The organism is Pseudomonas sp. IT-P100 (genome assembly GCF_949767185.1).
Lineage (GTDB): Bacteria > Pseudomonadota > Gammaproteobacteria > Pseudomonadales > Pseudomonadaceae > Aquipseudomonas > Aquipseudomonas fluorescens_B.
The window spans coordinates 298,288-323,033 of the sequence record NZ_CATKQK010000022.1; the positions used below are offsets into that span (position 1 = coordinate 298,288).

At 59.4% G+C, this 24,746-nt stretch carries 25 protein-coding genes and 1 pseudogene; 19 read left to right on the forward strand and 7 right to left on the reverse strand.

All coding sequences use genetic code 11. The annotated features are described in order from the left end of the window. Positions 1-3 precede the first annotated feature (3 nt). From cyoB to ACM6IQ_RS17515, 6 genes are all read left to right on the forward strand, one after another. Entirely contained in the window at positions 4-2,034 is a 2,031-nt protein-coding gene (gene cyoB, locus ACM6IQ_RS17490) for a cytochrome o ubiquinol oxidase subunit I (protein ID WP_017340375.1), read from the forward strand. Between the two features lie 3 nt (positions 2,035-2,037). Then, positions 2,038-2,664 (forward strand): cytochrome o ubiquinol oxidase subunit III, encoded by a 627-nt coding sequence (locus tag ACM6IQ_RS17495; protein WP_008010573.1) that lies wholly within the window; start codon positions 2,038-2,040, stop codon positions 2,662-2,664. Then, positions 2,665-3,000, forward strand: coding sequence for a cytochrome o ubiquinol oxidase subunit IV (cyoD, locus tag ACM6IQ_RS17500; RefSeq protein WP_017340373.1), 336 nt, complete (start codon positions 2,665-2,667; stop codon positions 2,998-3,000). An 11-nt stretch (positions 3,001-3,011) separates the two neighbouring features. Beyond that, the gene (gene cyoE, locus ACM6IQ_RS17505; RefSeq protein WP_017340372.1) at positions 3,012-3,899 is read left to right on the forward strand and encodes a heme o synthase; all 888 of its coding nucleotides are present in this window, start codon (positions 3,012-3,014) and stop codon (positions 3,897-3,899) included. Between the two features lie 152 nt (positions 3,900-4,051). Continuing rightward, positions 4,052-4,396, forward strand: coding sequence for a toxin (locus ACM6IQ_RS17510; protein ID WP_031319086.1), 345 nt, complete (start codon positions 4,052-4,054; stop codon positions 4,394-4,396). Continuing rightward, positions 4,393-4,707, forward strand: coding sequence for a helix-turn-helix domain-containing protein (locus ACM6IQ_RS17515; RefSeq protein WP_017340370.1), 315 nt, complete (start codon positions 4,393-4,395; stop codon positions 4,705-4,707). The genes ACM6IQ_RS17510 and ACM6IQ_RS17515 overlap by 4 nt, the downstream gene beginning before the upstream one ends. Before the next feature lie 60 nt (positions 4,708-4,767). Here the strand turns inward: ACM6IQ_RS17515 and ACM6IQ_RS17520 are convergent. Beyond that, positions 4,768-4,968: pseudogene (locus tag ACM6IQ_RS17520) on the reverse strand (DUF3077 domain-containing protein). A gap of 385 nt (positions 4,969-5,353) precedes the next feature. Continuing rightward, complete coding sequence (locus ACM6IQ_RS17525) at positions 5,354-6,772, reverse strand: PLP-dependent aminotransferase family protein (protein ID WP_017340369.1); 1,419 nt, start codon at positions 6,770-6,772, stop codon at positions 5,354-5,356. A gap of 148 nt (positions 6,773-6,920) precedes the next feature. On the opposite strand from ACM6IQ_RS17525, the gene ACM6IQ_RS17530 reads away from it, so the two are divergent. The 10 genes from ACM6IQ_RS17530 (at position 6,921) to ACM6IQ_RS17575 (ending at position 16,174) form a co-directional block, all read left to right on the forward strand. Next, a complete protein-coding gene (locus ACM6IQ_RS17530) occupies positions 6,921-8,021 on the forward strand; it encodes a hypothetical protein (protein WP_017340368.1) in 1,101 nt (366 codons plus the stop codon). Between the two features lie 42 nt (positions 8,022-8,063). Beyond that, the gene (locus ACM6IQ_RS17535) at positions 8,064-9,344 is read left to right on the forward strand and encodes an ATP-grasp domain-containing protein (protein ID WP_414879415.1); all 1,281 of its coding nucleotides are present in this window, start codon (positions 8,064-8,066) and stop codon (positions 9,342-9,344) included. A 50-nt stretch (positions 9,345-9,394) separates the two neighbouring features. After that, positions 9,395-9,892 carry a RidA family protein gene (locus tag ACM6IQ_RS17540; protein ID WP_017340366.1) on the forward strand — a complete coding sequence of 166 codons (498 nt, stop codon included), beginning with the start codon at positions 9,395-9,397 and terminating at the stop codon, positions 9,890-9,892. Positions 9,893-9,975: 83 nt separating this feature from the next. Then, a complete protein-coding gene (locus ACM6IQ_RS17545; RefSeq protein ID WP_017340365.1) occupies positions 9,976-10,443 on the forward strand; it encodes a cupin domain-containing protein in 468 nt (155 codons plus the stop codon). Between the two features lie 195 nt (positions 10,444-10,638). Further along, positions 10,639-11,283 (forward strand): glutathione transferase, encoded by a 645-nt coding sequence (gene yfcF, locus ACM6IQ_RS17550; RefSeq protein WP_414879416.1) that lies wholly within the window; start codon positions 10,639-10,641, stop codon positions 11,281-11,283. A gap of 31 nt (positions 11,284-11,314) precedes the next feature. Continuing rightward, positions 11,315-12,655 (forward strand): KamA family radical SAM protein, encoded by a 1,341-nt coding sequence (locus ACM6IQ_RS17555; protein WP_414879417.1) that lies wholly within the window; start codon positions 11,315-11,317, stop codon positions 12,653-12,655. A 24-nt stretch (positions 12,656-12,679) separates the two neighbouring features. Further along, positions 12,680-13,552 (forward strand): branched-chain amino acid aminotransferase, encoded by an 873-nt coding sequence (locus tag ACM6IQ_RS17560; protein WP_414879418.1) that lies wholly within the window; start codon positions 12,680-12,682, stop codon positions 13,550-13,552. A 21-nt stretch (positions 13,553-13,573) separates the two neighbouring features. Continuing rightward, the gene (locus ACM6IQ_RS17565) at positions 13,574-14,332 is read left to right on the forward strand and encodes a TauD/TfdA family dioxygenase (protein WP_414879419.1); all 759 of its coding nucleotides are present in this window, start codon (positions 13,574-13,576) and stop codon (positions 14,330-14,332) included. A gap of 67 nt (positions 14,333-14,399) precedes the next feature. Beyond that, entirely contained in the window at positions 14,400-15,359 is a 960-nt protein-coding gene (locus ACM6IQ_RS17570; protein WP_017340360.1) for a diiron oxygenase, read from the forward strand. A gap of 14 nt (positions 15,360-15,373) precedes the next feature. Then, a complete protein-coding gene (locus ACM6IQ_RS17575) occupies positions 15,374-16,174 on the forward strand; it encodes an N-acyl homoserine lactonase family protein (protein ID WP_414879420.1) in 801 nt (266 codons plus the stop codon). A gap of 18 nt (positions 16,175-16,192) precedes the next feature. Here the strand turns inward: ACM6IQ_RS17575 and ACM6IQ_RS17580 are convergent, their stop codons facing one another. From ACM6IQ_RS17580 to ACM6IQ_RS17600, 5 genes are all read right to left on the reverse strand, one after another. Further along, entirely contained in the window at positions 16,193-17,620 is a 1,428-nt protein-coding gene (locus ACM6IQ_RS17580; protein WP_414879421.1) for a PLP-dependent aminotransferase family protein, read from the reverse strand. Between the two features lie 342 nt (positions 17,621-17,962). Beyond that, positions 17,963-18,667: a hypothetical protein gene (locus ACM6IQ_RS17585; protein ID WP_017340357.1), complete on the reverse strand. Its 705-nt coding sequence runs from the start codon at positions 18,665-18,667 to the stop codon at positions 17,963-17,965. A 91-nt stretch (positions 18,668-18,758) separates the two neighbouring features. Beyond that, complete coding sequence (locus ACM6IQ_RS17590; protein ID WP_414879422.1) at positions 18,759-19,268, reverse strand: DUF6622 family protein; 510 nt, start codon at positions 19,266-19,268, stop codon at positions 18,759-18,761. Between the two features lie 47 nt (positions 19,269-19,315). Further along, positions 19,316-20,833 carry a sensor histidine kinase gene (locus tag ACM6IQ_RS17595; protein WP_414879423.1) on the reverse strand — a complete coding sequence of 506 codons (1,518 nt, stop codon included), beginning with the start codon at positions 20,831-20,833 and terminating at the stop codon, positions 19,316-19,318. Beyond that, on the reverse strand, positions 20,830-21,546 hold the full coding sequence (locus tag ACM6IQ_RS17600) for a response regulator transcription factor (protein ID WP_017340354.1): 717 nt from the start codon (positions 21,544-21,546) through the stop codon (positions 20,830-20,832). The genes ACM6IQ_RS17595 and ACM6IQ_RS17600 overlap by 4 nt, the downstream gene beginning before the upstream one ends. A 151-nt stretch (positions 21,547-21,697) precedes the next feature. On the opposite strand from ACM6IQ_RS17600, the gene msrB reads away from it, so the two are divergent. From msrB to msrA, 3 genes are read left to right on the forward strand one after another with little or no spacing between them, the layout of a single operon-like run. Beyond that, positions 21,698-22,216: a peptide-methionine (R)-S-oxide reductase MsrB gene (msrB, locus tag ACM6IQ_RS17605; protein ID WP_414879424.1), complete on the forward strand. Its 519-nt coding sequence runs from the start codon at positions 21,698-21,700 to the stop codon at positions 22,214-22,216. Between the two features lie 31 nt (positions 22,217-22,247). After that, positions 22,248-24,002 carry a cytochrome c biogenesis protein DipZ gene (locus tag ACM6IQ_RS17610; RefSeq protein WP_414879425.1) on the forward strand — a complete coding sequence of 585 codons (1,755 nt, stop codon included), beginning with the start codon at positions 22,248-22,250 and terminating at the stop codon, positions 24,000-24,002. A 31-nt stretch (positions 24,003-24,033) separates the two neighbouring features. Then, positions 24,034-24,741 carry a peptide-methionine (S)-S-oxide reductase MsrA gene (msrA, locus tag ACM6IQ_RS17615; RefSeq protein ID WP_414879426.1) on the forward strand — a complete coding sequence of 236 codons (708 nt, stop codon included), beginning with the start codon at positions 24,034-24,036 and terminating at the stop codon, positions 24,739-24,741. Positions 24,742-24,746 lie beyond the last annotated feature (5 nt).

Here is a 24,746-nt window from a genome sequence, read left to right on the forward strand (position 1 = left end):
ACGATGTTTGGTAAATTAAGTTGGGAAGCGGTCCCGTTCCACGAACCGATCGTGATGGTGACCATCGCCATGATCGCGCTCGGTGGTCTGGCACTGTTCGCTGCAATCACCTATTTCAAGAAGTGGACCTACCTGTGGTCCGAGTGGCTGACCTCGGTCGACCACAAGAAAATCGGCGTGATGTACATCATCGTTGCCATGGTCATGCTGCTGCGCGGTTTTGCCGACGCCATCATGATGCGTACCCAGTTGGCCATGGCCACCGAGGGTTCGCCTGGCTACCTGCCACCTGAACACTATGACCAGATCTTCACCGCTCACGGTGTGATCATGATCATCTTCATGGCGATGCCATTCTTCACCGGCCTGATGAACCTTGCAGTGCCGCTGCAGATCGGCGCGCGTGACGTTGCCTACCCGTTCCTGAACTCCCTGAGCTTCTGGCTGCTGGTCTCCGGCGTCGTGCTGATCAACCTGTCCCTGGGCGTCGGCGAATTCGCCAAGACCGGCTGGGTTGCCTATCCACCGCTGTCGGGCCTGCAATACAGCCCGGGCGTGGGGATGGATTACTACATCTGGGCGCTACAGCTCTCCGGGTTGGGGACGACGCTGACGGGGGTCAACTTCCTGGCCACCGTGCTGAAGATGCGTACCCCTGGCATGAAGCTGATGGACATGCCGATCTTCACCTGGACCTGCACCTGGGCCAACGTTCTGATCGTGGCTTCGTTCCCGATCCTGACCGCTACCCTGGCACTGCTGACACTTGACCGTTACATGGATTTCCACATTTTCACCAATGAACTTGGTGGCAATCCGATGATGTACGTCAACCTGTTCTGGGCCTGGGGTCACCCCGAGGTTTACATCCTGATTCTGCCGGCGTTCGGGATCTTCTCCGAAGTCATCTCGACCTTCACCGGCAAGCGTCTGTTCGGCCACCACTCGATGGTCTATGCATCGGGCGCGATCTCGATCCTGGGCTTCATGGTCTGGCTGCACCACTTCTTCACCATGGGTTCGGGTGCCAGCGTCAACGCCTTCTTCGGTCTGGCGACGATGCTGATTTCGATCCCGACGGGGGTGAAGCTGTTCAACTGGCTGTTCACCATTTACCAAGGGCGTCTGCGTTTCACCAGCCAGGTTCTGTGGACCCTGGGCTTCATGGTGACCTTCGCCATCGGCGGCATGACCGGCGTACTGCTGGCCATTCCGGGTGCGGACTTCGTCCTGCACAACAGCCTGTTCGTGATCGCTCACTTCCACAACGTGATCATCGGCGGTGCGGTATTCGGTTACATCGCCGGCTTCGGCTTCTACTTCCCTAAAGCGTTCGGCTTCAAGCTGCACGAAGGTTGGGGCAAGGCAGCGTTCTGGTTCTGGATCTCGGGCTTCTTCGTCGCGTTCATGCCGCTCTATGCACTGGGCTTCATGGGCATGACCCGTCGTCTGAACGCCACCACCAACCCTGAGTGGGTGCCGTACTTGTACGTCGCCATGTTCGGTGCGGTGATGATCGCTGTGGGCATCGCCTGCCAACTGATTCAGCTGTACGTCAGCGTGCGTGACCGCAACAAGCCGGAAAACATGTGCGAACACGGCGACCCGTGGAATGCCCACACGCTGGAATGGTCGACCTCGTCGCCACCACCGTTCTACAACTTCGCCGTGCTGCCAAAAGCGGAAACCATCGATCCGTTCACCGAAGCCAAGGAAAACGGTACCGCGTACCAGGCTCCTGCTCGTTACGAACCGATCCACATGCCAAACAACACCGCGACCGGCCTGGTCATGGGTGCTCTGTTGACCGTGTTCGGTTTCGCGATGATCTGGCACATCTGGTGGCTGGCCATCGTTGGCCTGGTCGGCACCGTGGGCTACTTCGTGATCCACGCTGCCCGCGATGATCAAGGCTATATGGTGCCGGTCGACGTGATCGAGCGCATTGAAGCCGAGCAGCACAAGCGTCTGGTCGCGGCCGGGAAAATCCCAGCCTCCGCCACCCGTGTTGAAACCTCGTTGGAACAGGCTTAAACCATGTCGAACTTAGTGACCAATGCTGGACACACCCATGTCGATGGACATGGGCACGATGACCATCACCACGACTCGGGCGAGATGACCGTATTCGGTTTCTGGCTCTACCTGATGACCGACTGCATTCTGTTTGCGTCGATCTTCGCGGCGTACGCGGTACTGGTTAACAACGTAGCGGGTGGCCCGTCGGGCCACGACATCTTCGAGCTGCCATACGTACTGGGCGAAACCGCTCTGCTGCTGTTCAGCTCGATCACCTACGGCTTCGCCATGCTGGCGTTGTTCAAGGGCAAGAAGAACCAGGTCCTGGGCTGGCTGGCCATGACCTTCCTGTTCGGTGCCGGCTTCATCGGTATGGAGATCAACGAGTTCCACATGCTGATCTCCGAGGGCTTCGGTCCTAGCCGCAGCGGCTTCCTGTCCGGGTTCTTCACCCTGGTCGGCACCCACGGTCTGCACGTGACCAGCGGTCTGATCTGGATGGCGATCATGATGTACCAGGTGCAGAAAAACGGCCTGACGGCGACCAACAAGACCCGTCTGAGCTGCCTGAGCCTGTTCTGGCACTTCCTGGACGTGGTGTGGATCTGCGTATTCACCGTTGTTTATCTGATGGGGACTATGTAAATGGCTAACGCTCATTCCCACGATAGCCACGACGCTAGCCACGGCAGCGTCAAGTCTTACGCTATCGGCTTCATCCTGTCGGTGATCCTGACCGTCATTCCTTTCGGCCTGGTGATGTACCCGTCGCTGCCGAAATCGCTCACCCTGTGGATCGTCCTGGCGTTTGCGGTGATCCAGGTGCTGGTGCACCTGGTGTACTTCCTCCACTTGGACCGTTCCGCCGCGCAGCGTAACAACGTGATTGCATTTGTGTTCGCCGCGATCGTGATTGTCCTGCTGGTTGGCCTGTCGCTGTGGATCATGTTCAGCATCCACACCAACATGATGGCGAAGTGAGGTAAATCCGGATGTCCTTGAAGCACTTTATCCAAATCACCAAACCGGGGATCATTTTCGGTAACGTGCTTTCAGTGGCAGGCGGATTTTTCCTGGCCTCGAAAGGGCATGTCGATCTGGCCATCTTCCTGGCCGCCATGATCGGCACGTCCCTGGTGGTCGCTTCCGGTTGCGTGTTCAACAACTGCATCGACCGCGACATCGACCTGAAGATGGAACGTACCAAGAACCGGGTGCTGGTCCAGGGCCTGATCTCCCTGAAACTGGCCCTGGTCTTCGCGACCGTCCTGGGTGTTGCCGGCGTTGCGCTGTTGTACAAGGTGGCCAACCCGTTGGCTGCGCTGTTCGCGGTGATCGGTTTCGTCATCTACGTCGGCTTCTACAGCCTGTACCTCAAGCGCAAGTCGGTTCACGGCACGCTGGTGGGCAGTCTGTCGGGGGCGATGCCGCCGGTGATCGGTTACGTCGCTGTGACCAACAGCTTCGACATGGCCGCACTGACGCTGCTGGTGATGTTCAGCCTGTGGCAGATGCCGCATTCCTACGCCATCGCGATCTTCCGCTTCAACGATTACCTGGCCGCCTCGATTCCGGTGTTGCCGGTGAAGCGCGGGATTCAAGTGGCGAAGAAGCACATCCTGATCTACATCCTGGCCTTCCTCGTGGCGACCTTGATGCTGACCTTCAGCGGCTACGCCGGCATGAGCTACCTCGCCGTCGCCGCGGCCATGGGCATGTACTGGCTGTACATGGCCTGGACCGGCTACAAGGCAGTGGATGACACGGTCTGGGCACGCAAGCTGTTCGTGTTCTCGATCTTCACCATTACCGCGTTGAGCGTGATGATGTCCCTGGACTTCAAAGTGCCGAGCGAGTTGTTGCTGACGTACGCGCCTTAAGCGTCGGATGCTGTAACGAAAAACCCCGCCCTTTGAGAAAAGGCGCGGGGTTTTTTATTGAGGGTTTTCCAGTGGATTGAAAGCCAGGACAGCTCGTCAGGTAGATCATTCATCGGTTGCCTGACTATAAGCAAATTGCCTATAGTTTGTCAGTGCGAACCGTATTCTTCGAAACCTCTTCCTTCACTGCCACCGTTGGCAATTATCTGACGGACGATGCGTATCGCGCGTTGCAAACCCATATGCAGCTGAATCCGCAGGCCGGCGACGTCATGCCTCGAACAGGCGGCTTCCGAAAGTTGCGCTGGGCAGATGGCCGTCGAGGTAAAGGCAGGCGAGGTGGCTTGCGGGTTATCTATTATTGGCTTATGAATGATGGCCAGTTCTGGATGTTTGCAATTTATGACAAAGATGAGCTTGAGAATTTGAGCGCCGACCAAGAGAAAGCGCTCAAGAAAGCCATAGAGACAGAGTTGAAAGTACGGGGTACCCCATGAAAAAGCGCGACCTGTTTGCAGAATTGATGCAGGGCGTTGATGAGATGGCGGCTCAACGCGAAGGCAAGATCACGTTGCGCAATACGTCAATTGAGGACATCCCTGCGCCTGAGGTAGGGGCGCAAGAGATCGTTGCACTGCGAGAAAAGTTACATATGTCTCAAGCCGTTTTTGCCAAGCGTATTCGAACCAGTCCGAGCACCCTGAGGAATTGGGAGCAGGAAAAATCGAGACCTAATGCCCAAGCTGCCTTGCTGATCAGGCTGGTGGAGAAATTCCCAGACATGGTTGATCGACTGGCAGCTGTTTGAGCAAATGATGGAATTGCTAAAAAAGCCCCGCCCTTTGAGAAAAGGGCGGGGCTTTTTCATTTACGTCCCGTTGTTACACGGTGCATCGAGCACCTTCGCCACATCATCGATGATGGCCTTGCTCATATCCTGCAGAAAATGCGATGCCCAGGCATACCGGTCGCTATCGCGGGACGCCACGGTTGATGCGGAACAGCGGTTGGTTGGCGTGGAAGGAGAAGGGGTGATGCCGATGGTTTCCAGGTCTTGAGGGTTGGTCATTGGGCACCTCCTGTGGTTGGGAGGTGACGGGGGACAGCTGGCACAGATGCATAAATTTTGAACGGATTGTGGGCGTGCATAAAGGAGAACTCCGATGGGTGCCTACATCGTGTTTGAGTTATCAGGCCCGGTCGCTGAATTGGCAGCGATGCATCGAAGTTAGCGTGCGGGAGGCGGGGATCACAATCGTAGCGATCTGGCGGTGGATGTCATGCCGCCAGCAATTGCTATGTCCGACGCGGTCCCCTGTGGCGAGGGAGCTTGCTCCCGCTCGGCTGCGCAGCAGTCGCTTAGGCCTATAAATTCGGTATATCAGAAGAAAATGCAGGGGATCGCTTCGCACTCCAGCGGGAGCAAGCTCTCTCGCCACAGGGGAGTGATGCGGTTACTTTTTGCAATCGTCTAGCAACCGGAGAAACCGCTCCCGCACCTGAAGGTTATCGCTGTGCGCCACGTTGAAACGCAGAAAGTGACTGGCATCCGGCGCTTTGCTGAGCAGGGTGCCAGGCGCCAGCACCAGGTCGATGTCCAGACCCTTCCTCGCCAACGTTTCGGCATGATGCCCTTCGGGCAGACGCGTCCAGATGAACAACCCTTCATGCGGCAGCGAAGAAACGGAACAACCCGCCTCCACCAGCCAGCTCGACACCCGACTGCTCGATTCGTAAAGCCGATCCACCGTGCGCCGCGTGTGTTTGGCGTAGCTGCCATCACTGAGCATGGTGCAGATAATCTGTTCCGCCAGTTCCGACGTCATGCCACCGCAGGCCATTTTCAGGGTGACCATCCGGGCTGCCAGTTGCGGCGAAAGCACCGCATAGCTGACCCGACTGTTCGCCGTCAGGGTCTTGGAGAAACCGGAGACATAACTGACATTGTCCAGCCCACCTGCTGCCAGGCGCGGCGTGGTTCGTTGTTGCATATCGCAATACAAATCATCTTCGACGATGTGAAAGCCATAACGGTGGCTCAACTCCAGCAAGCGATAGACCTGCGCCGGGGAGAACGAGTGCCCGGTCGGGTTGTGCAGGGTGTTATTGGTCATGTAGAGCACGGGCCGATGGGTAATCAGCAATTGTTCCAAGGCGTCCAGGTCCATGCCCTCGGCGGCACGGGGAATGGTGATGACCCGAGCGCCATGCAAGGCCAGGTTGGTGTGCATGGTGAAGTAGCACGGATCGTCGAGCAGCACCGTGTCGCCGGGTTTGACCAGCAGACGCATCAGCATGTCGATGGCCTGCACGGTGTTGGCGGTGGTGATGATCTGGTCCACCGGCACTTCGATGCCCAAGGTCGCCAGTTTGACCCGCAACGCTTCGCGCAGTGGCAGGTAACCGGCAGCGACGCCGTATTCGCCCATGCGCAGGGAGGTTGCGCGCAGGGTGCCACGCACGGCTTTCAGCAATTCTTCTGCCGGTAGCCACGAGGAAGGCAGGAAACCGGCACCCGGGCGCAGCGCGCCATTGTCCTGCAGTACCGCGCGGCGGACCACGCTCAGTGTGTCTTGAGGTTGCAGGTCCGGGCCGGCATCGGTCTTGAGCGTGAGGCTGGAACGGTGCACGTAATGCCCCGAACCCTGGCGTGAAACCACCAGACCCTTGGCCCGCAGGCGATCCAGCGCATCCACCACCGTGGACTTGCCCACGTTCATCAGCTCGGAGAGTTCGCGAATCGGCGGCAGCCGCGAGCCGTGAGGCAGCCCGCCCTGGCTGATCGCCACCGACAATTGATCGACGATCTGCTGGACCAGCGGCACTCCCGGCTGGAACTCGATGGCGGCGATCACTGCTCGCTGAACCTGCATTTTACTGGTCTCTCCGGCAGTAAAGTTCGTTTGATTCTATACGAACTTGCTCTGATGAAAACAAGCGACTCTCTCTACCATCACCTTACAGACTTTCCTGATTGTTCGCGCTGGACGCCTGAACAGTCGCTGGTTCCAGAGGTGTTGCATGAGTGTTCAAACAACGGTCGCCGTCGCCAAACCGGTGATCAACATTCGCCTGTTCACGATCCGGATCATCACCGCCGTGTCGCTGTTTGCCGTGCTGGGCAAGGCCAACGTCTGGCTCGACACCGCCACCAACAGCATCCTCGCCCTCGGGTATCGGGCCTTGCTGTTGCTGCTGCCGCTGACATTGCTGGTGCTCGGCCGTCGGTCACTGAGCGTTACGCTCATGTGCGCCGCCCTCGGATTGGTGTTGCTGGCAGTCACCAGCAACCAGGGCATTGTGATGTTTGCCGCAGCGTTGTTCGCCTACGGCATTGCCATTGCCGGTTACCTGATCAAGAGCGAAGCCGCCCAGACCAAAGAGGGCGCGGCCTACAACCGTGTCGCCATGAACATGGGCAGTCTGGTGGCGGGGTTGATCCTGCTTTCCCCGCTGCTGACCCCAACCCTGTTTTTCCTCGGTGCCGCGGGTTTCGTCCTGCTGTGCCTGCCCATCGCCATGGGCGCGACCTTCACCACGCAGTCGGTAGTCGCCCAACCAAACACCCACGACGGCAGCGGCTGGCGCAACAAGCTGCCGTGGGTGATCGCTGGCGTCATCATGGGTATCAAGCTGTTCGGCGTGTTCTCGATCCTGCCCCAGGCGATCCTGCTCAAGACCGGTGAATTGCCGGCCTGGTACGGCTTGATGCTGATCCTCAACAGCGCCGTGGTGGTGTTCGCCCAGGTGCCGGTGATGAAACTGATCGAGCGTACCGGGCGCTTCAAAGTGGTTGCTGTCATCGGGATCATCATCGGCGGCTTCGCCGTGCTCTCGTCGCCGGATGCGTTCCACGTCGAAACCCTCGCCGGCGCGTTGATCTGGGTGGCGCTGCTGTCCATCGCCGAGTGCGCGTTCAGCTATCTCGATTACTTCTCCGTCAAACAAAACAACATGTTCGTCAAGGAAGTGTCCCTGGGCGTTGGCGCCGGGCTGACGGTGTTGATCATGCGAGTCATGCCACCGCCCTATAGCGCACTGGTACTGGCCGCTATCGGCGCGGGCGGCATCCTCGCCTGGTACTGGCTCAACCGTAGGGCCAACGCGTCACTGCACGACTGAGTCACCGCGTTTGCGTTTTTTACTCCACAGGTCGGAGGTTTCATGAACACCACGTCATGCGTAGTAGTGGTCGGGTACAACGGCAACCGGGTTCACGATATCCAGAAGCTGCGCGACCTCTGCAAGACACTCTATAACGCCAGGTTGATCCTGGTGGTCGAGCAGATTCAGCCCGATGACGATCAGGTCGCGGATCACGTCTGCACGGCCTCGATGGCGCCGCAGGACATCGCCGATTCCGTCGATCTGCTGGTCGGTTGCCTGGGTGCCGATCGCTGGAAGCTGATCGGCGTCCTGCCATTTTCCGACCGTGGTGTGTTGCTGGGTGCCGCGTTGGCCACCCGTTTCGACCTTCCCGGCATTACCCCCGGCGAGGCGCGGGCGGGGCTGGACAAACAGATCTTTCGCAAACTGGAAGCGGCCGCCGACACAGCGCCGGAGGACTACCGCCCGGTGTTTTCCGCACGTATCGAAAGCCTGGGGGAACTGCGTCAGCGGGTGGTCGAACTGGGCGGCAAGGCCTTCATCAAACCGGCCTGCGAAGGCGCCAGCCGAGGTTGCCGCGTTATCCATCATCCGTCCGAATGTGACGACGCCTGGCAGGCGCTCAAGCCCTATCGCGAAGGCGGCATCGTCCTCGAAGAGTTGATTCAGAACGCCCGTGAATACAGCTGGGATTACGTCGCGGGCAGCACCTGGGTCACCGAGAAAACCACCACCGAAGGCGCCTATCGCGCGGAGATCCAGCAAGTGGTGCCGGCGCCGCTGGCGGCTGACGTACAGGCGCGCCTGGCGGCTGCCGGCCGACATATGTCTGGACTGGTGTCGCTGGAAAACGGCGCCTATCACAACGAGGTCTTCCTGCGCCGCGACGGCCTGACCTCGGCGGTGGAAACCAACATGCGCCCCGGCGGCATGCACATCTGGGACCTGGCGCGTCTGGCGTTCATCGATTTCGATCCATGGGAACGCTGGGTCCGCTGGGCGGTGGAAGGCAAGGTCGACCATCACGACCCCGTTGCCCGTGGCTATTGCGGCATTCGTCTGCTCCGGGCGCCGGCCGGTGGTCTTTTGCGCTACGTGCCGGACATCGAAACCCTGGCCCGGGAGCTGGACATCGAGCTGGTCGAGGCGGTGTACGCCAAGCGCCTCAGTGATTCAGTCACCGCACTGGTGAAGGACAACACGTCGTTTATCGGCCACATCGTTTTGTTCGACGAAAACTACGGGCAGCTCAGCGACAACCTGCTGCGCCTGGCAGAGGCGATCGAGTCGCGCGTCGAAGTCACCTGCCTGGCGGCGCCGGCGAGAGCCGTGGGTTAAGCCTTCGGGATCAAAGTTCCAAGCATTATTGGTTTAAGAGGGTTGAGTGAATGATTGAGCAAAAAATGTCGTGTGACGAGCGGTTCATCGCCCTGGCGAAAGAACTCAACTACGACATCTACGGCGAGAACACCGTGGGCGGACGTTACGCACCGCTGGTGCGGCATCACGATGAAATCTACGTCAGCGGCCTGGTCCCGCGCATGAGCGGCAAAATGCAATACCCGGGCAGGGTCGGGCTTGAGCTCAGCCTGGCGGATGCCCAAGCGGCCGCCAGCATCAGCGCCATGCGCGGGCTGGCACTGATCGTCGATGCCATCGGTTCGCTGGACAAGATCAAGTCGTTGATACGGGTCACGGTGTACGTGAAGTGTACGGCGGACTTTGTTGATCTCAGTGAAGTGGCCAACGGTGCATCGGATGTCTTCAGTCATGTGCTGGGCGATGCGGGGAAACATACGCGAACCACTGTCGGCGTTTATCAGTTACCGAAAAATGCCGCCGTGGAAGTTGACATGATTGTGGCACTGCGGCCTTCGGTGTTGTGAGTGTTAGTTGCTCGGCTTTACAGTGATTGATTGTTCGCCTAGTGTCTGGTCACTCAAAGTCGATAATAAGTCGGTGTGTGCGGATGAATAACATTCAAGGTGGGTTTTTTTCATATAAGGACTTTCGCCAGAGTTTGAACCAACCGCCGGTCAATGCCCGGGTGTGGAAGGGGGATGAACTCACAGGCATGCGTCAGAACCTCAAGGACAGCGAGGTCGATATTGTCGCGCTGGCCCACGACGACAGCACCGAAGGCTGCAAGTTGACGCCAGGGATGGCGGTGTCCATGCAATGGTTGAAACCCGGCACGACGCTGAACGGCCATGCGCATTCGTGGTGGCACCTGTTCATCATTCAATCCGGCAGCGGCGCGTTGACCCTGGGCGATGCCGATGCAGTAAACGTCAGCCCCGGCGACGTGTTGCTGGTGCCAGCCTGGACCCGCCACGGTTTCGTCAACACCAGCGCCACTGAGCCGCTGGCGATGCTCAACATGAGCAACATGCCCCAGATGGCGCAGCTCTCCAGTGCGGCAGACGCCACGGTCTGACACGCTCGATCTTCCCCTCTGTTACCCACCAGGGAGTCCGCATTCGCAGACTCCCTTTTTTGTTTCTGTCCGCTGGATCTTTGAAGTTCTGTATCCGTAGAAACAGATAATTTCTGTATCTGTTCAGCGCTTAACCAACTAACTACGATCGTTTCCAATGCAACGGATTATTGTGGTTAAGCAAGGGAGCGTTCTATGGAAAGTACGAAGCTGAAACTTTATGTTGGCGCGGATTTTGTCAGTGCTTTTGCAATGTCGGCCTATGTGGCGTTGAAAGAAAAACAACTTTCGTTTGAACTTGTCACGCTGGACTTGAAAACGCGTGAGAACTATCAGGCGAGTTATCAAGATGTCTCGTTGACCTGCAAGATCCCCACCTTGGTTCACGAAGGTTTCGCATTGTCGGAATCGTCGGCCATTGCCGAATACCTGGATGAAATAGCGCCGGGGCATCCCAAACTGTTCCCGCTGGACATCAAGCAACGCGCCCGCGCCCGTCAGCTCCAGGCCTGGTTGCGCAGTGATCTGCTGGTCATTCGCAAAGAGCGTCCGGCCGACCTCATTTACTTCGGCAAGAAAGAAACCCCGTTGTCGGATGAAGCCCAGGCAGCTGTCGCAAGGCTGTTCTTTGTCGCCGACCGGTTGCTGGAGGAGGGCGCGGACCATCTGTTCGGAGACTGGAGCATCGCCGACACGGACCTGGCAATCATGCTCAACCGACTGGTCGCCAATGGCGATCGCGTTCCTGCGCGGCTCGCGGCCTATGTGCGCCGGCAATGGGATCGCGACAGCGTCCGGGCCTGGATGGACATAGAGCGCGTAGCGCCTGCCATTCAGTAAAAACCGCCAGGCAATCACCAGGAGCGCTGCCATGCAGGGACTGTCGGAGCAGGAAAGATACAAACCTTATAACTCACGCACCATTCGCGACACGCCGTACTGGCAAAAACTGACGCCAGCGCTGCAGGAGGCCATGACCGTAGTGGCCCGGGTCATGCCATTTCGCACCAATGACTACGTCCTCGGCACGCTGATCGACTGGAACAACATTCCGGATGACCCGATTTTCCGCATGACCTTCCCCCACAAGGACATGTTGCTGCCGGACGAGTACGCGTCGCTCAAGCAACTGATCGAACGGGATGACGCCGTCGCCATCAAGCGTCGGATCGAGGCGATCTGGCTGCGCATGAACCCGCATCCGGCCGGGCAGTTGACACACAACGGCGCGACCCTCGACGGAAAAGTCCTGCCAGGCATACAGCACAAGTACCGCGAGACCGTGCTGTTTTTCCCCGGTGCCGGTCAGACGTGTCACGCGTACTGCACGTTCTGTTTCCGCTGGGCGCAGTTCATCGGCGAGGAAGAACTCAAGTTCAACGCGCGTGAGTCCCAGGAGCTGGTGAACTACCTGCGGGTGCACACCGAGGTGACCGACGTGCTCATCACCGGGGGCGACCCGATGATCATGAACACCCGATCGCTGGCGGGGTACATCGAGCCGCTGCTGGAGCTGCCCCACCTCAAAAGCATCCGCATCGGCACCAAATCCGTGGCGTACTGGCCGCAACGGTTTGTCAGCGACAAGGACGCGCCGGAACTGTTGGAGCTGTTTAAACGGATCGTCGCGGCGGGCAAACACCTGTCGGTCATGGGGCACTACAACCACCCGGTGGAGATCCGCCAGGGCATCGCCCGCGAGGCCGTCGAGCGCATTCGCTCCACCGGGGCGACCTTGCGCATGCAGGCGCCGGTGATCCGCCACATCAACGAAAACCCCGCCGATTGGGCGGCGCTCTGGACTGAGGGCGTGCGGCTGGGAGCGGTGCCTTATTACATGTTTGTCGAGCGCGATACCGGGCCGAGCCACTACTTCGCGATGCCGCTGGCACGGGCTTTCGAGATTTTCCAGGCGGCTTACCGAACGGTGTCCGGGCTGGCGCGTACGGTGCGCGGGCCATCCATGAGCACGTTTTACGGGAAGGTGTTGATCAACGGCATCGAGACCGTGGCCGGGGAAAAAGTCTTCGTGTTGCAGTTTCTTCAGGCACGCGATCCGCAGTGGGTATTGCGCACCTTCTATGCGCGGTTCGATCCGCACGCGACCTGGTTCGATGAGCTGCGGCCGGCGTTTGGCGAGCGCTCGTTTTTCTTTCAGCCGGAGCCAGTAGCGGTGCCCGAATTGATACCGGTCCTGCTCGAAACGGCGTAGGACGATTAATCAGGAGATAGGGACATGAGCAGTATTCCGTTTGATCAGCGAGAAGGTTTTATCTGGCTCGACGGCGAGTTCGTCGAGTGGTCCGAGGCGCGCTTGCATGTGCTGACCCATGGTTTGCATTACGCGAGCACCGTGTACGAAGGGGAGCGTGTCTACAACGGCAAGATCTTCAAACTGCGTGAACACAGCGAGCGCCTGTATCGCTCGGCGCAGTTGATGGATTTCGCGATTCCCTACGAGCTGGCCGAACTGGAAGCGGCCAGCCATGAACTGCTGCAACGCAACAACGTGGTCGACGGTTATCTACGGCCGGTGGCGTGGCGCGGCAGTGAAATGATCTCCACGTCGGCGCGCTTCAACCGTGTGCACGTGGCGATCGCCTGCTGGCAATGGCCGAGTTACTTCGACCCGGCGGGGCACATGGGCGGCATTCGCTTGAAGACCGCCGAGTGGCGTCGTCCGCCACCCAGCAGCAGCCCGTTCGAAGCCAAGGCGTCCGGGCATTACCAGATCGCCACACTCAGCAAGCACGACGCGGAAAACAACGGCTATCACGATGCGCTGATGCTTGACTGGCGCGGCCACGTCGCCGAAGCCACCAGCGCCAACGTGTTCTTCGTCAAGGACCGGACGTTGCACACGCCGCTGCCCGATTGTTTTCTCAATGGCATCACCCGTCAGACCATCATCGAATTGGCCGGCGCGCTGGATTACCAGGTGGTGGAGCGCACGATTCTTCCTACGGAGCTTGGCGACTTCGATGAGTGCTTTCTGACGGGCACCGCAGCCGAAATCACGCCCGTGCAAAGCATCGACGAACAACGCTACCGACCGGGCAACGCCTGTCGCGAATTCATTGCCGCTTACACCTCAACCGTTAACGCCTGATAAACCGCCAGGAACACCACCATGTCAGATCAAGGGATTGTTGCGTCTACACCTTACGTTTCACTGGGCCATCGCCATGATGAATTGTCGTCCCGTGGCTGGACGGTGCTGACCCCAGCCGAATTTGCCTACGATGTCGTCGGCACGCTGCTGGAGTTCGGGCGGATCATTCCGCAATTCAACGGGCAGACGGCGTTCGCCATTACCCGCAAGCCGGGGTATGAAGCGTTGCCGTACTCCCAGAGCATGAACGGCATCGGCCCGCACACCGAAGCGCCGGTCTATGGACCGCCGCCGCGTTATCTGGCGTTGCATTGTCACCAACAAGCGACATGCGGTGGCGGGCATACGGGGCTGGTGGACGGGTATGAGCTCCTGCGGTTCCTTGAACGCACCGAACCCGAGCTGCGGGAATGGATCGACGACACACCCGTGGAGTTCGTCGCCACCGCCAAACCCGGCGAGGCGGCGCAAACCAGGGTCAAGGAGTACATCCTGACGCCTACAGAGGACGGGGACATTTTCCGCTTCAGCTACAACCAGTTTCACTACGGCGATGTGAATCCTTCCGAGGACGATTTGCAGCAATCGAAGGTGACGAGCAGTTCATCGCCCTTGGCCAGGTTCGCGCTGCTCGGCGAGGAATATTTCATCCAGCACAACACGCCGGTGCTGATTCCCGACGGCTGCATGCTGATTTGGGACAACTGGCGAATGATCCACGCCCGCAGTCGATACACTGACCCGGCGCGAAACCTGACCCGCTACTGGCTGGCCTGATTCATCCGTCGCTCACTATTTCATCGGCGTACCCCTCAGCGGGTACGCGTCCTACAGGTATCGCGTCATGCAAACAGCAATCGAGATCGCCAAGGTCGATCATCAACTGGTCGTGCGGCTTAATCAGGCCTGGACCAAAAGGGCCACGGTGTGCGCGCCGGACAAGGCCTCGGCCAGCGAAGCGTTCGATCCGGCACGCCCGGATTATCCAGAGTGCATGGTGCCGTTCTTCCATCACCCGAAATTCCAGGCCCTGAGCGACGAGCTCAAAAGCACCGTGGTGACCTGGGGCTGGATCGGCTACAACCTGCGCACGGTCACGGCCGAAGAGCACGTCGTGAATCCGGCGCTGAGCGTCATTGCCAATCAGTACCTGGGCAAAAACGACTGGCATTTTCGCGAGGCGATGCAGCAGACGTTGATCGACGAGCACTACCACACGCTCATGCATCTTCGGGCCATCGAGCGAACCAAAGAGGACCGCGCACTCGATCAGGATCTGGAATTGCCGCCCTCGGTGACCTATTTGCGGCTTGTCGCATTGCGTGAAGAATTGCCCGAGCAATGGCAGCGTGACCTGGCGGCGATCACCTTTGCGGTGGTGGCCGAGATCAGCGTCAACGCTTACCTGGATCTGCTGGCCGACGATCAAACCATTCAACCGCAAAACCGCCGCGTGGCAGAGTTGCACAACCGCGACGAATACGCTCACAGCAAGATTCTCGCTGAAGTGGCGAAGGTCATGTACACGAACATGCAGCCGACTCAGCGGGCATTTTTCGCACAGACGTTGTCGGTGGCGCTGAGTGCCTTTGTCGCCCAGGACTACTCGATGTGGGAGGCGATTCTGACGCAACTCGGTGTCGAGGATGCGGCGCTGATCATTGCCGACACCCGGGAGAGCAACAAGAACGCCACGATCATGCGTGACTACAGCGGCCTGCATCGTCTGGCGCAGGATCTGGGGATTAGCGACGAGATCGATTTCGACTTCCGTCCGACCCTCAAAACAGCGGCTGTGGCCTGATTCAGGAGGTGAAAATGTCCGTTCCTGTGTACGAAGTGTTCGCCATCCGTGTCGGCGCCAATGCCCAGCGCACCGCGCGGGAGAATTTTCTTTATGACGCCTGCTGCGGTGATCCCAATGCGTCGATGCCACTGGATTACTACTTCTGGGTCATTCGCAACGAGCAGCAGGTCATCGTGGTCGATACCTGTTTTCAACCGGCTACGGCGGATCGGCGCAACCGTCAGATGTATCGCCTGCCGGAAGAATCCCTGCGCCAACTGGACATCGATCCGGCGCAGGTCGAGAACCTGATTCTTACCCATTTGCACTGGGATCACGCGGGCAACCTGGGGCTGTTTCCAAAAGCCACGGTGCATTTGCAGGAAGCGGAACTGCGCTTCTGCACCGGCCCGAAAATGGCCCATCGGACGGTAAACAAAACCTACGAAGTCGAAGACGTCATGTCGGCGTTGCCACCGCTGTTCGAAGGCCGGTTGCGCTTGCATACCGGCACAGTCGAGGTCGTTCCCGGGGTGACGCTGCACCCGGTGGGCGGCCATACGCCGGGTAGCCAGGTGGTGCGGGTGAATACAGGGCGAGGGTGGATTGTTCTGGCGTCGGATGCGGCGCATTTGTGGGCGAACATTCGCCAGCGCAGTCCGTTTCCGATCATTGATGATCTGGCGCAGTCGCTTGAGGCGTTTATTGAAATCGACCGTTTGGCTGACAGCGAGGACCACGTTATTCCCGGGCATGACCCACTGATCGCCGAGCGATTCCCGCACTGGAATAACGATCCGCATATCATTTGCCTGCACCAGCCAGCGATTTGAAAATCCCCCCCGTGGGTGTCAGCCTTGCTTTGCCAGTAAGCGGCCAAGGGTTTGCAACGCCTCATCGATTTTCGGCGAATACGGTGCCCCACACCCAATCCGCACAAAGTGGCCAAAGCGCTGGGTATTGGAAAAGATATCCCCAGGTGAAATCTGAATGCCCTCATTCAGTGCCTCACGAAAAAGCGCCATGGCCGAACAGTGTCCAGGCAGTTCCACCCACAGCAATGTACCGCCCCGAGGGGCGGTCACGCAGGTGCCGGGTGGGAAATAGCGGGTGATCGCGGCACTCATCTGTTGGCGTTGTTGCGTCAGGGTTTTCCTCAGACGACGCAGGTAACGCTCATAGGACGGTGTTTTCATGAACGCACCTGCTGCCAGTTGCGACAACGTCTCACAGCCGCGGGTCTGGGTGTGTTTGAGCATTTCCACGCGCTCGTGCCATTTTCCCGCGCTGATCCAGCCCAGGCGCAGGCCCGGTGCCAGGGTTTTGTTCAGCGAGGCGCAATAGATCACGTTGTTACTGCAGTCCCAGTGTTTGAGCGTGGACAACGGCTGCTCGGTATCCACCAGGTCACCATAGGTGTCATCTTCGATCAGCACGGTGCCGTGCTCGGCACACAGTTGCACCAGCCGCGCCTTGTTGGCGTCGGGCATGATGCTGCCCAGGGGGTTTTGCAGGTTGGGAATGACGATCAGCGCCCGAATCCGTTCGGGGCTTTGCAGCAGTTGTTCCAGTGCGAACAGATTGATGCCCGCGTGGGCCGTTGCCGGGACTTCCAGTACCCGCAGGTTCAGGCTTTCGAGAATTTGCAGCAGGCCGTAGAAGGTCGGCGACTCCACGGCCACGGTGTCACCGGGTTGGGTCACGGCACGCAAGGCCAGGTTGATGGCTTCGGTTGCGCCGTTGGTGATCACAATCTTCTCGGCAGTCAAATTGGCTTTGGCGGTCAGCGCCCGTCGCGCCAGGATGCTGCGCAATGCGAGGTTGCCGCAGGTCGAGCCTTGAACACCCAGCAAATGATGATCCTGACGCAGCGCCTTGATCATATGCTCCTGCAAAATCTTCAACGGATAGAGCGCCGGCGCACAGTACGCGCTGGCGAAATTGACCTTGATCGTCGCACGCTGGCTGGCCTTGAGTACCGATGACACCTGCTCGTGAATGCCGAGATAGACGTCGGTGTCGAGAGGCAGGGGCGTGGTCGCGACAGGTTTGGGCAAGGTGTCCGGCTGGCGAATGTAGTTGCCGGAACGCGGGCGGGCTTCCAGCACGCCGTAGTCCTCCAGCTCCCGGCAAACCTGCACGGCGGTCGACAGGCTGACGGCGTGTTTTTCCATCATCAGCCGAATGGAGGGAAACCGTTCACCGGTTTTCAAGGTGCCGCTGCGGATCGCGTCGAGGTAGTGGTTGGCTAACTGACGGTACAAAGGGGTCGTGTGCATGATGACCTCAGCAATCGCACCACTGAAGTCTTGAGCTGGAAAGTGAGTTGACGCTCCCCGCAGGCGGACCCGTGGTGCTCAAGGGTGAAGGGAAGTGTTTATTCGGGTGTCGATACTGTGAGAGTAATCGTGCTTTTAGCGGAATCGCGGGCAATAAAAAGCCCCGCTCTAGGGCGGGGCTCTCAAGTGTGCAAGTGAGCTACCTGTGGCGAGGGAGCTTGCTCCCGCTTGAGTGCGTAGCACTCACAAAAATCGACAATTGCAGTCAGATTCTTGGGGCCGCTACGCAGCCCAACGTCGGAACGCCGTCTGGAGCAAGCTCACTCGCTACAATGAATCGTGTTACTGCGCGGCGATGCTGTAGCCATCGAATGCGGTTTGCTGCTGGAGCGCAGTAATGATGTTTTTGCGATTGACCGCTTGTTCTGTCCCGGCGCTGTCCAGGAACGTTTCGTTTTCCAGTTCGGCTTCATCGCCCTCGCCGACGAAAGTGAAGCCCAGGAATTCCAGTGCTTCACGGTCAACGTTCAGTCGCGAGCGTGGAGTACGCAGCGGCAGGGTGACGCTCACGCCATCCTTGCTGATGGTAAACACTTCGACTTCTTTCTTGGCTCGAGCCGTTTTGCTCTTGCCACTGGCCGGGTTGCTGATGGCTAGATGCGTCTGGTTCAGCACCTTCAATGCCAGGCCGTAGACGATTTCCTGAAACGCCGGATCGTCCTTGAAGCTGGAAAGAATGCGGCTGATCGAGAATTTGCTGCTCAGGTCTTCGAGGGCCGCGATGTCGGCGGCTTCGGCGTCCTTGAGTTGCTTGAGCTCGCCCATCAGTTCATAGGCTTTGTCGTCGTCGAAGCGGTCGTGGGCCTGGCGAATCGCGGCGCGCAGCTCGCGGATCTGATCGCTTTCACGAGTTGACTGGAAAGCATCCAGAACCATCTCGCTGATGGTCTTGGCCTGGGGCACGTGCTGTGAAAGATTGATGGAGTTTTCGTATTCCGCTTTGGACGACAAGGTGACTACGGATTCAGCGGTATTGGAATCGGACATTGAAATTTCACTACTTCTTTAAACTTGGGTTGAGGCGAGAAAGCGCTGGGCCTTTTCAGGCCGCCTAATCTATTGGACCGAGGCGGCGTTGTCACGGATTCCCGGCGGGCGCGGTCTTCAGGGACCGGAACACCTGATGAAACCGGATCGAACGTCCGCAGAACAAACCGCTCGCAAAGCCTGATGCACAGGCCTTGAGCAACACCATCGGCAGCGTGGCCGAGTGCTCCGGATCAACCTCGGCCTGATAGCCAAAGAAATAGTTAACAGCGAAAAACAAAAGGTAGAGCAACAGGGTTTTTGCGGTGCCCGGCACGATCAGCGCGGTTTGCGATTGATCCAGCTCGATACCCTTGTGAGAAAAAACCAGCAGTGCGACGCCGATACCTGCGATGACCGCAGCCAACCAGCAACTGATTGAAAGTGACGGGTTGAGCGTCAGATTCAGCGAATACAGCGACCAGCCCAACAAAATCGGCGGTGTGATCAGCAATGAAGTTTTGCTTTCGTGAGTCGGGGAGAGGGCTTTGATGCCGTAGTAACAGAGCAGTAAAAACAGTGCGTAAACCCACAGCGGGGTGTTTTGCAGGGTATTGAGCATCGAACAGCGTCCTTGCCGAAAAGTGATGTCGGGATCGGTTGCGGCAACTATTTCCCTGGCGAATTCAGATTCATGGAGCGCACCGCCCATTGCTCTGCGGTCTGTTGATCGACCGGTAACGTGAAGCGAAAGGTCGCGCCACGTCCGGGCACATCGATCAGCTGGATATCGCGACCGTGCAGTTGCAGGATCCGATGCACGATTCTCAGCCCGAGTCCGCCATCGCGTCGTGCACCGCCAATGTTGAACGGGCGCAGGAACAACCCTTCGCGCAGTTCCGGTGCGATGCCGGGGCCGGTGTCGCTGACGGTGACTTCGATAAACGATCCTTGTGGGCGCAGGCTCAGTTCGATGTCCCCACCTTGAGGGGTATGACGCAGGGCATTGTCGAACAGGTTGGTGAGAACCCGCTCGATCAGCCCCAGGTCTGCGCAAGCAGCCGCCACGTTGGGCGCGAAGCTGGCCTTCAGTTCAACCTGGCGCGCTTCGGCGGTGAGTTCGAATTTCTGGAAGATGTCCTGCACCAGGTCGGTCAGGGAGAAGCGCTCCAGCACGGGCTGCACGAAACCGTGTTCCAGGCGCACCAGCTCCAGTAACGATTGCGCCAGGCCACCGACCTTGCGGCTTTGGTCCAGCGCGATGCCCAGGTAGCGGCGACGGTCGGCGGGGGACAGCGTGGCGTCCTTGAGCGACAGGGTTTCCAGATAACCGTGCAACGACGCCAAAGGCGTACGCAGGTCGTGGGAAATGTTCGCCACCAGTTCGCGGCGTTCCTGATCCTGGCGGGTCAGCGAGCGCCATTGTTCGCTGAGGCGCGCCTGCATCTGCCGGAAGGTGGCGTCGAGGATGGCGATTTCGTCGTGGCTGGCGGTTTTTTCCGCCGGTGCTGGCACGGGTGGCGTCGCCGGGACGCCATCAATGTCGAACTGGCTGACGGTTTCGGTCAAACGGCGCAATGGCCGGGTGATCAGGGCAAATGCGGTGAGGCCGGCAATCAGGCAAAGCAATGCGACCAGTCCGATGGACAGCAGGGCCGTGTTGAGGGCTGCGCTGGTGGCGCCCCGTTCCGCCAGGCGATCGTGGTCTTCGCCGAGCAACACCACGTAAAGATAACCGACAGGTTTGCCGTCGACCTTCAGCGGTGCCGCGCTGAACACCTTGCGCGCATCGACGCTGCGCGGGTCGTCGCCGAGAATCGGCAGAGGATCACCCTTGAGCAGGCGCTGGATGGGCGCCAGATCGACCCGTTCCCGGTGAATCCGGCCTTCGGGCGCCGCGCTGCCGACAATCCTGCCCCCGATGTCGAGCAGATAGACCTCGACACTGGGATTGACCAGCATCAGCTTGCTGAACAGGTCTCGCACGGCGTCGGGCATCAGGCCCCGGGTGTCCATCAGCACCGTGTCGCTGGCGATATGTTGGGCCAGGTCCCGGGACAGCCCTTGCACCACTTCCTGTTCATGCATCTGGTTGGAACGCACCTGCATCCAGGCCGAGGTGCCGCAGCACACCAACAGCAACACGGCAAAAACCAGAGACAGCCGTTGCGTCAGGGTCAGCTTCATGGCTGTTCTTCCCGGGCGGCGAATTTGTAGCCACGGCCCCACACCGTGAGGATGCGCACCGGTTGTGCGGGATCGACCTCGATCTTTGCCCGCAGGCGGTTGATGTGGGTATTGACCGTGTGCTCGTAGCCTTCATGGCTGTAACCCCACACGGCATTGAGCAGGTCCATGCGCGAAAACACTTTGCCAGGCTGGCGGGCGAAGAAATACAGCAGGTCGAACTCCCGTGGCGTGAGGTCGAGACGCCGACCGTCAAGGGACACCTCGCGGGTGATCGGATCGATGGAGAGGCCGTCGATGATCAGGCTGCCGGCGTCCATTTTCAGGTTGCGCGCCATGGCGTCGACCCGACGCAGCAGCGCCTTGACCCGGGCGACCAGCTCGAGCATGGAAAAGGGTTTGGCCAGGTAATCATCGGCACCGAGTTCCAGGCCCAGTATCCGATGCACTTCGCTGGAGCGCGCACTGGTGATGATGATCGGCGTGTAGCGGGCCATGGCGCGGGCGCGGCGACAGATTTCCAGGCCGTCGACACCCGGCAGCATCAGGTCGAGGATCAGTGCGTCCCAGTTTCCCTGCTGCAGCAGTCGCATGCCTTCATTGCCATCGGCGCAGTGCACCACCTCGAACTGCTCATCGCGTAGATGCAGGCAGATAAGGTCGGCGATATGCAGGTCGTCCTCAACCACGAGGACGCGTTTGGTCGGTTCCATCAAGCTCAATCCTTCGGCGCAATGAGCGCATTGTGCGGGTTTTCCGGGGCCAGAGTTATCACGAATTGTTTAAGTTCCCGTGAGGATTTGGCGATCAACCCAAGCCTAGGCTGTGTTCCATGAAAGGCACTTTGGATTATTGGAGACGGCCATGTTTTCACGGCGACAATTTCTACTGGCGAGCGGCGGGCTGGGGGCTGCAGCCCTGGTGATCGGTGTATTGCCAAAATTTGCCGCCCGTTCCGCACTGGTCAGCGAGGCCAGTGCCGAGGAGATTTTCGAGGTGACCCACAGCGACAGCGAGTGGCGCGCCCTGCTCAGCGCCGAGCAGTACGAAATACTGCGCGAGGAGGGCACCGAACGGGCCTACAGCAGTGCGCTGAACAACGAGCACCGTGAGGGCCTCTTTGCCTGTGCCGGTTGCGACCTGCCGTTGTTTTCATCCACCAGGAAGTTTGACAGCCGCACCGGTTGGCCGAGTTTCTGGGCGCCGCTGGACAAGGCCGTGGCGACCCGTCAGGACCGATCCTTCGGCGTGCTGCGCGAAGAGGTTCACTGTCGGCGTTGCGGTGGTCATCTGGGGCATGTCTTCGATGACGGGCCCAAGCCCACCGGCCTGCGTTATTGCATGAACGGTCTGGCGATGACCTTCAAGCCACAGGCGGCTTAACCCTCTCTTTCATTTCATGCAGGTCGACGCAATGTGGCTTCTGGTTCTCGCTTATCTCGGTGGTGTGCTGACGATCGTCAGCCCGTGCATCTTGCCGGTACTGCCGTTTGTCTTCGCTCGCACCGGGCAGCCGTTCATGAAGAGCAGCTTGCCGCTGCTGGCGGGGATGGCACTGACCTTCGCGCTGGTCGCCTCGTTGGCAGCGGTGGGGGGCGGCTGGGTGGTGCAACTCAACCAGTACGGGCGCTGGCTCGCATTGGTATTTGTTGCATTGTTCGGCTTGACGTTGTTGCTGCCGCAACTGGCTGAGCGCCTGACGCGTCCGCTGGTGGCGGCTGGCAGTCGTTTGTCGGAAGCCGCCGGTGCCGATTCGCGGCCGCGTCCCGGCGCTTCGTTCCTGATCGGCGTTGCAACCGGCCTGCTCTGGGCGCCATGTGCCGGGCCGATTCTGGGGCTGGTACTGACCGGCGCCGCGCTGCAAGGGGCAAGCATCGCAACCACCCTGTTGCTGTTGGCCTATGCCGCCGGCGCCGCCACTTCCCTTGCGGTGGCATTGCTGTTGGGCGGCAAAGTCTTCGCCGCGATGAAGCGTTCCATCGGTGCTGGCGAGTGGGTCCGTCGAGGTTTGGGCGCGGCGATGCTGGCAGGTGTGGCGGCGATTGCCCTGGGGCTTGATACGGGGATTCTGGCGCGGGTTTCGACGGCGTCCACGGGCGGTATCGAGCAGGCGCTGGTTGGGCGGTTGGCCAGGTCACCCAATGAAACCGGGACAAATCCCGGTGGTGCAATGAAAGCGGCAGACCAAAAGCCGGGCGCGCTGCCGATCGAAGGCAACCTCCCACCGCTGGACGGCGCCGTGCAATGGCTCAACTCACCCCCTCTCACTGCTCAGGCGTTGAAGGGCAAAGTGGTGTTGGTGGATTTCTGGACCTACTCCTGCATCAACTGCCTGCGCACACTGCCCTATGTGAAGGCGTGGGCCGAAAAGTATCGTGATCAGGGCCTGGTGGTGATCGGCGTCCATGCGCCCGAATTCGCTTTCGAACGCAATGTTGGCAACGTCACCAAAGCCATGAAGGACCTGGGCATCACCTACCCGGTGGCCATCGATAACGACTACAAGATCTGGCGTGCCTTCAACAACGAATACTGGCCCGCCCACTATTTTGCCGACGCTCAGGGGCGCATTCGCTACCACCACTTTGGCGAAGGCGATTACGCCGAGTCGGAGCGGGTGATCCAGCAATTGCTGCGTGAGGCGGGCGCCGCCAAGGTGGCCGACGGGTTGATCAATGCCAATGCCGAGGGTGTTCAACGCGCGCCGGACATGAACGAAGTGCTGTCACCGGAAACCTATGTCGGCTACCAGCGCTCGGAGCATTTCGTCCCCGAAACCAGTCTGGTTCCCGACAAGTCGACGACCTATAACCCGCCGTCGCAACTGGCCCTGAATGACTGGAGCCTGGGCGGTCAGTGGACTGTCGGCTCGGAGCGAGCCACCTCAAGCGCGCCAGCCAGTCGCATCGTCTACCGCTTCCACGCTCGCGATCTGCACCTGGTGTTGGGGCCTGCCGCCGATGGTAAACCGGTGCGCTTCAAAGTCCTGATTGACGGAAAAGCCCCCGGTGATGCCCACGGTACGGACGTCGCCCCCGATGGCAGTGGCAGCGTGACCGAGCAACGTTTGTATCAATTGGTGCGCCAACCCGACGGTGTCACGGATCGAACCTTCAGCATCGAGTTTCTCGACCCCGGCGTCTCGGCGTATGCCTTTACCTTCGGCTGATAGCCGCTTCATTTACTCAGGAAACAGCCTCATGAAAACCCTGTTCACCTGGCGCCGCACCCTGTTGGGGCTGGCTGCCGCAGGCATCATCGGTCAATGTTCGGCATTCTCTTTCGGTGCAGCCGAAGAAGCGGTCATCATTCCCCCTCCGGCCCTCGACGAAACCAATCAGGCCCACAGCGAAACGGCGGTCTTCGCCGGCGGTTGCTTCTGGGGTGTGCAAGGGGTGTTTCAGCATGTCAAAGGCGTGAAGAAGGCGGTCTCAGGCTATGCCGGCGGTGCCGCCAACACCGCTCGATACGAACGCGTCAGCGACGGTGATACCGGGCACGCAGAATCTGTCGAGGTCACCTTCGACCCCACTCAAGTCAGCTACGGCACCCTGTTGCAGATCTACTTTTCCGTCGCGCACAACCCGACCGAACTCAATCGTCAGGGGCCTGACCGCGGTACTCAGTACCGATCGGCGATTTTTCCGGAAAACAGCGAACAGCAGCGTGTCGCCCAGGCTTACATTGCCCAGCTCGATGCTGCCAAATCCTTCAACAAACCCATAGTGACCAAACTGGAAACCTATAACGGTTTCTATCCGGCGGAGGAGGAACATCAGGACTTTCTGACCGAGCATCCAACCTACCCGTACATCGTGATCAACGACCTGCCGAAAGTGGCGCAGTTGAAACAGTTGTACCCGGAGCGGTATCAGGAAAAACCGGTGCTGGTGAAGTCGGGGATGTGAGAGGA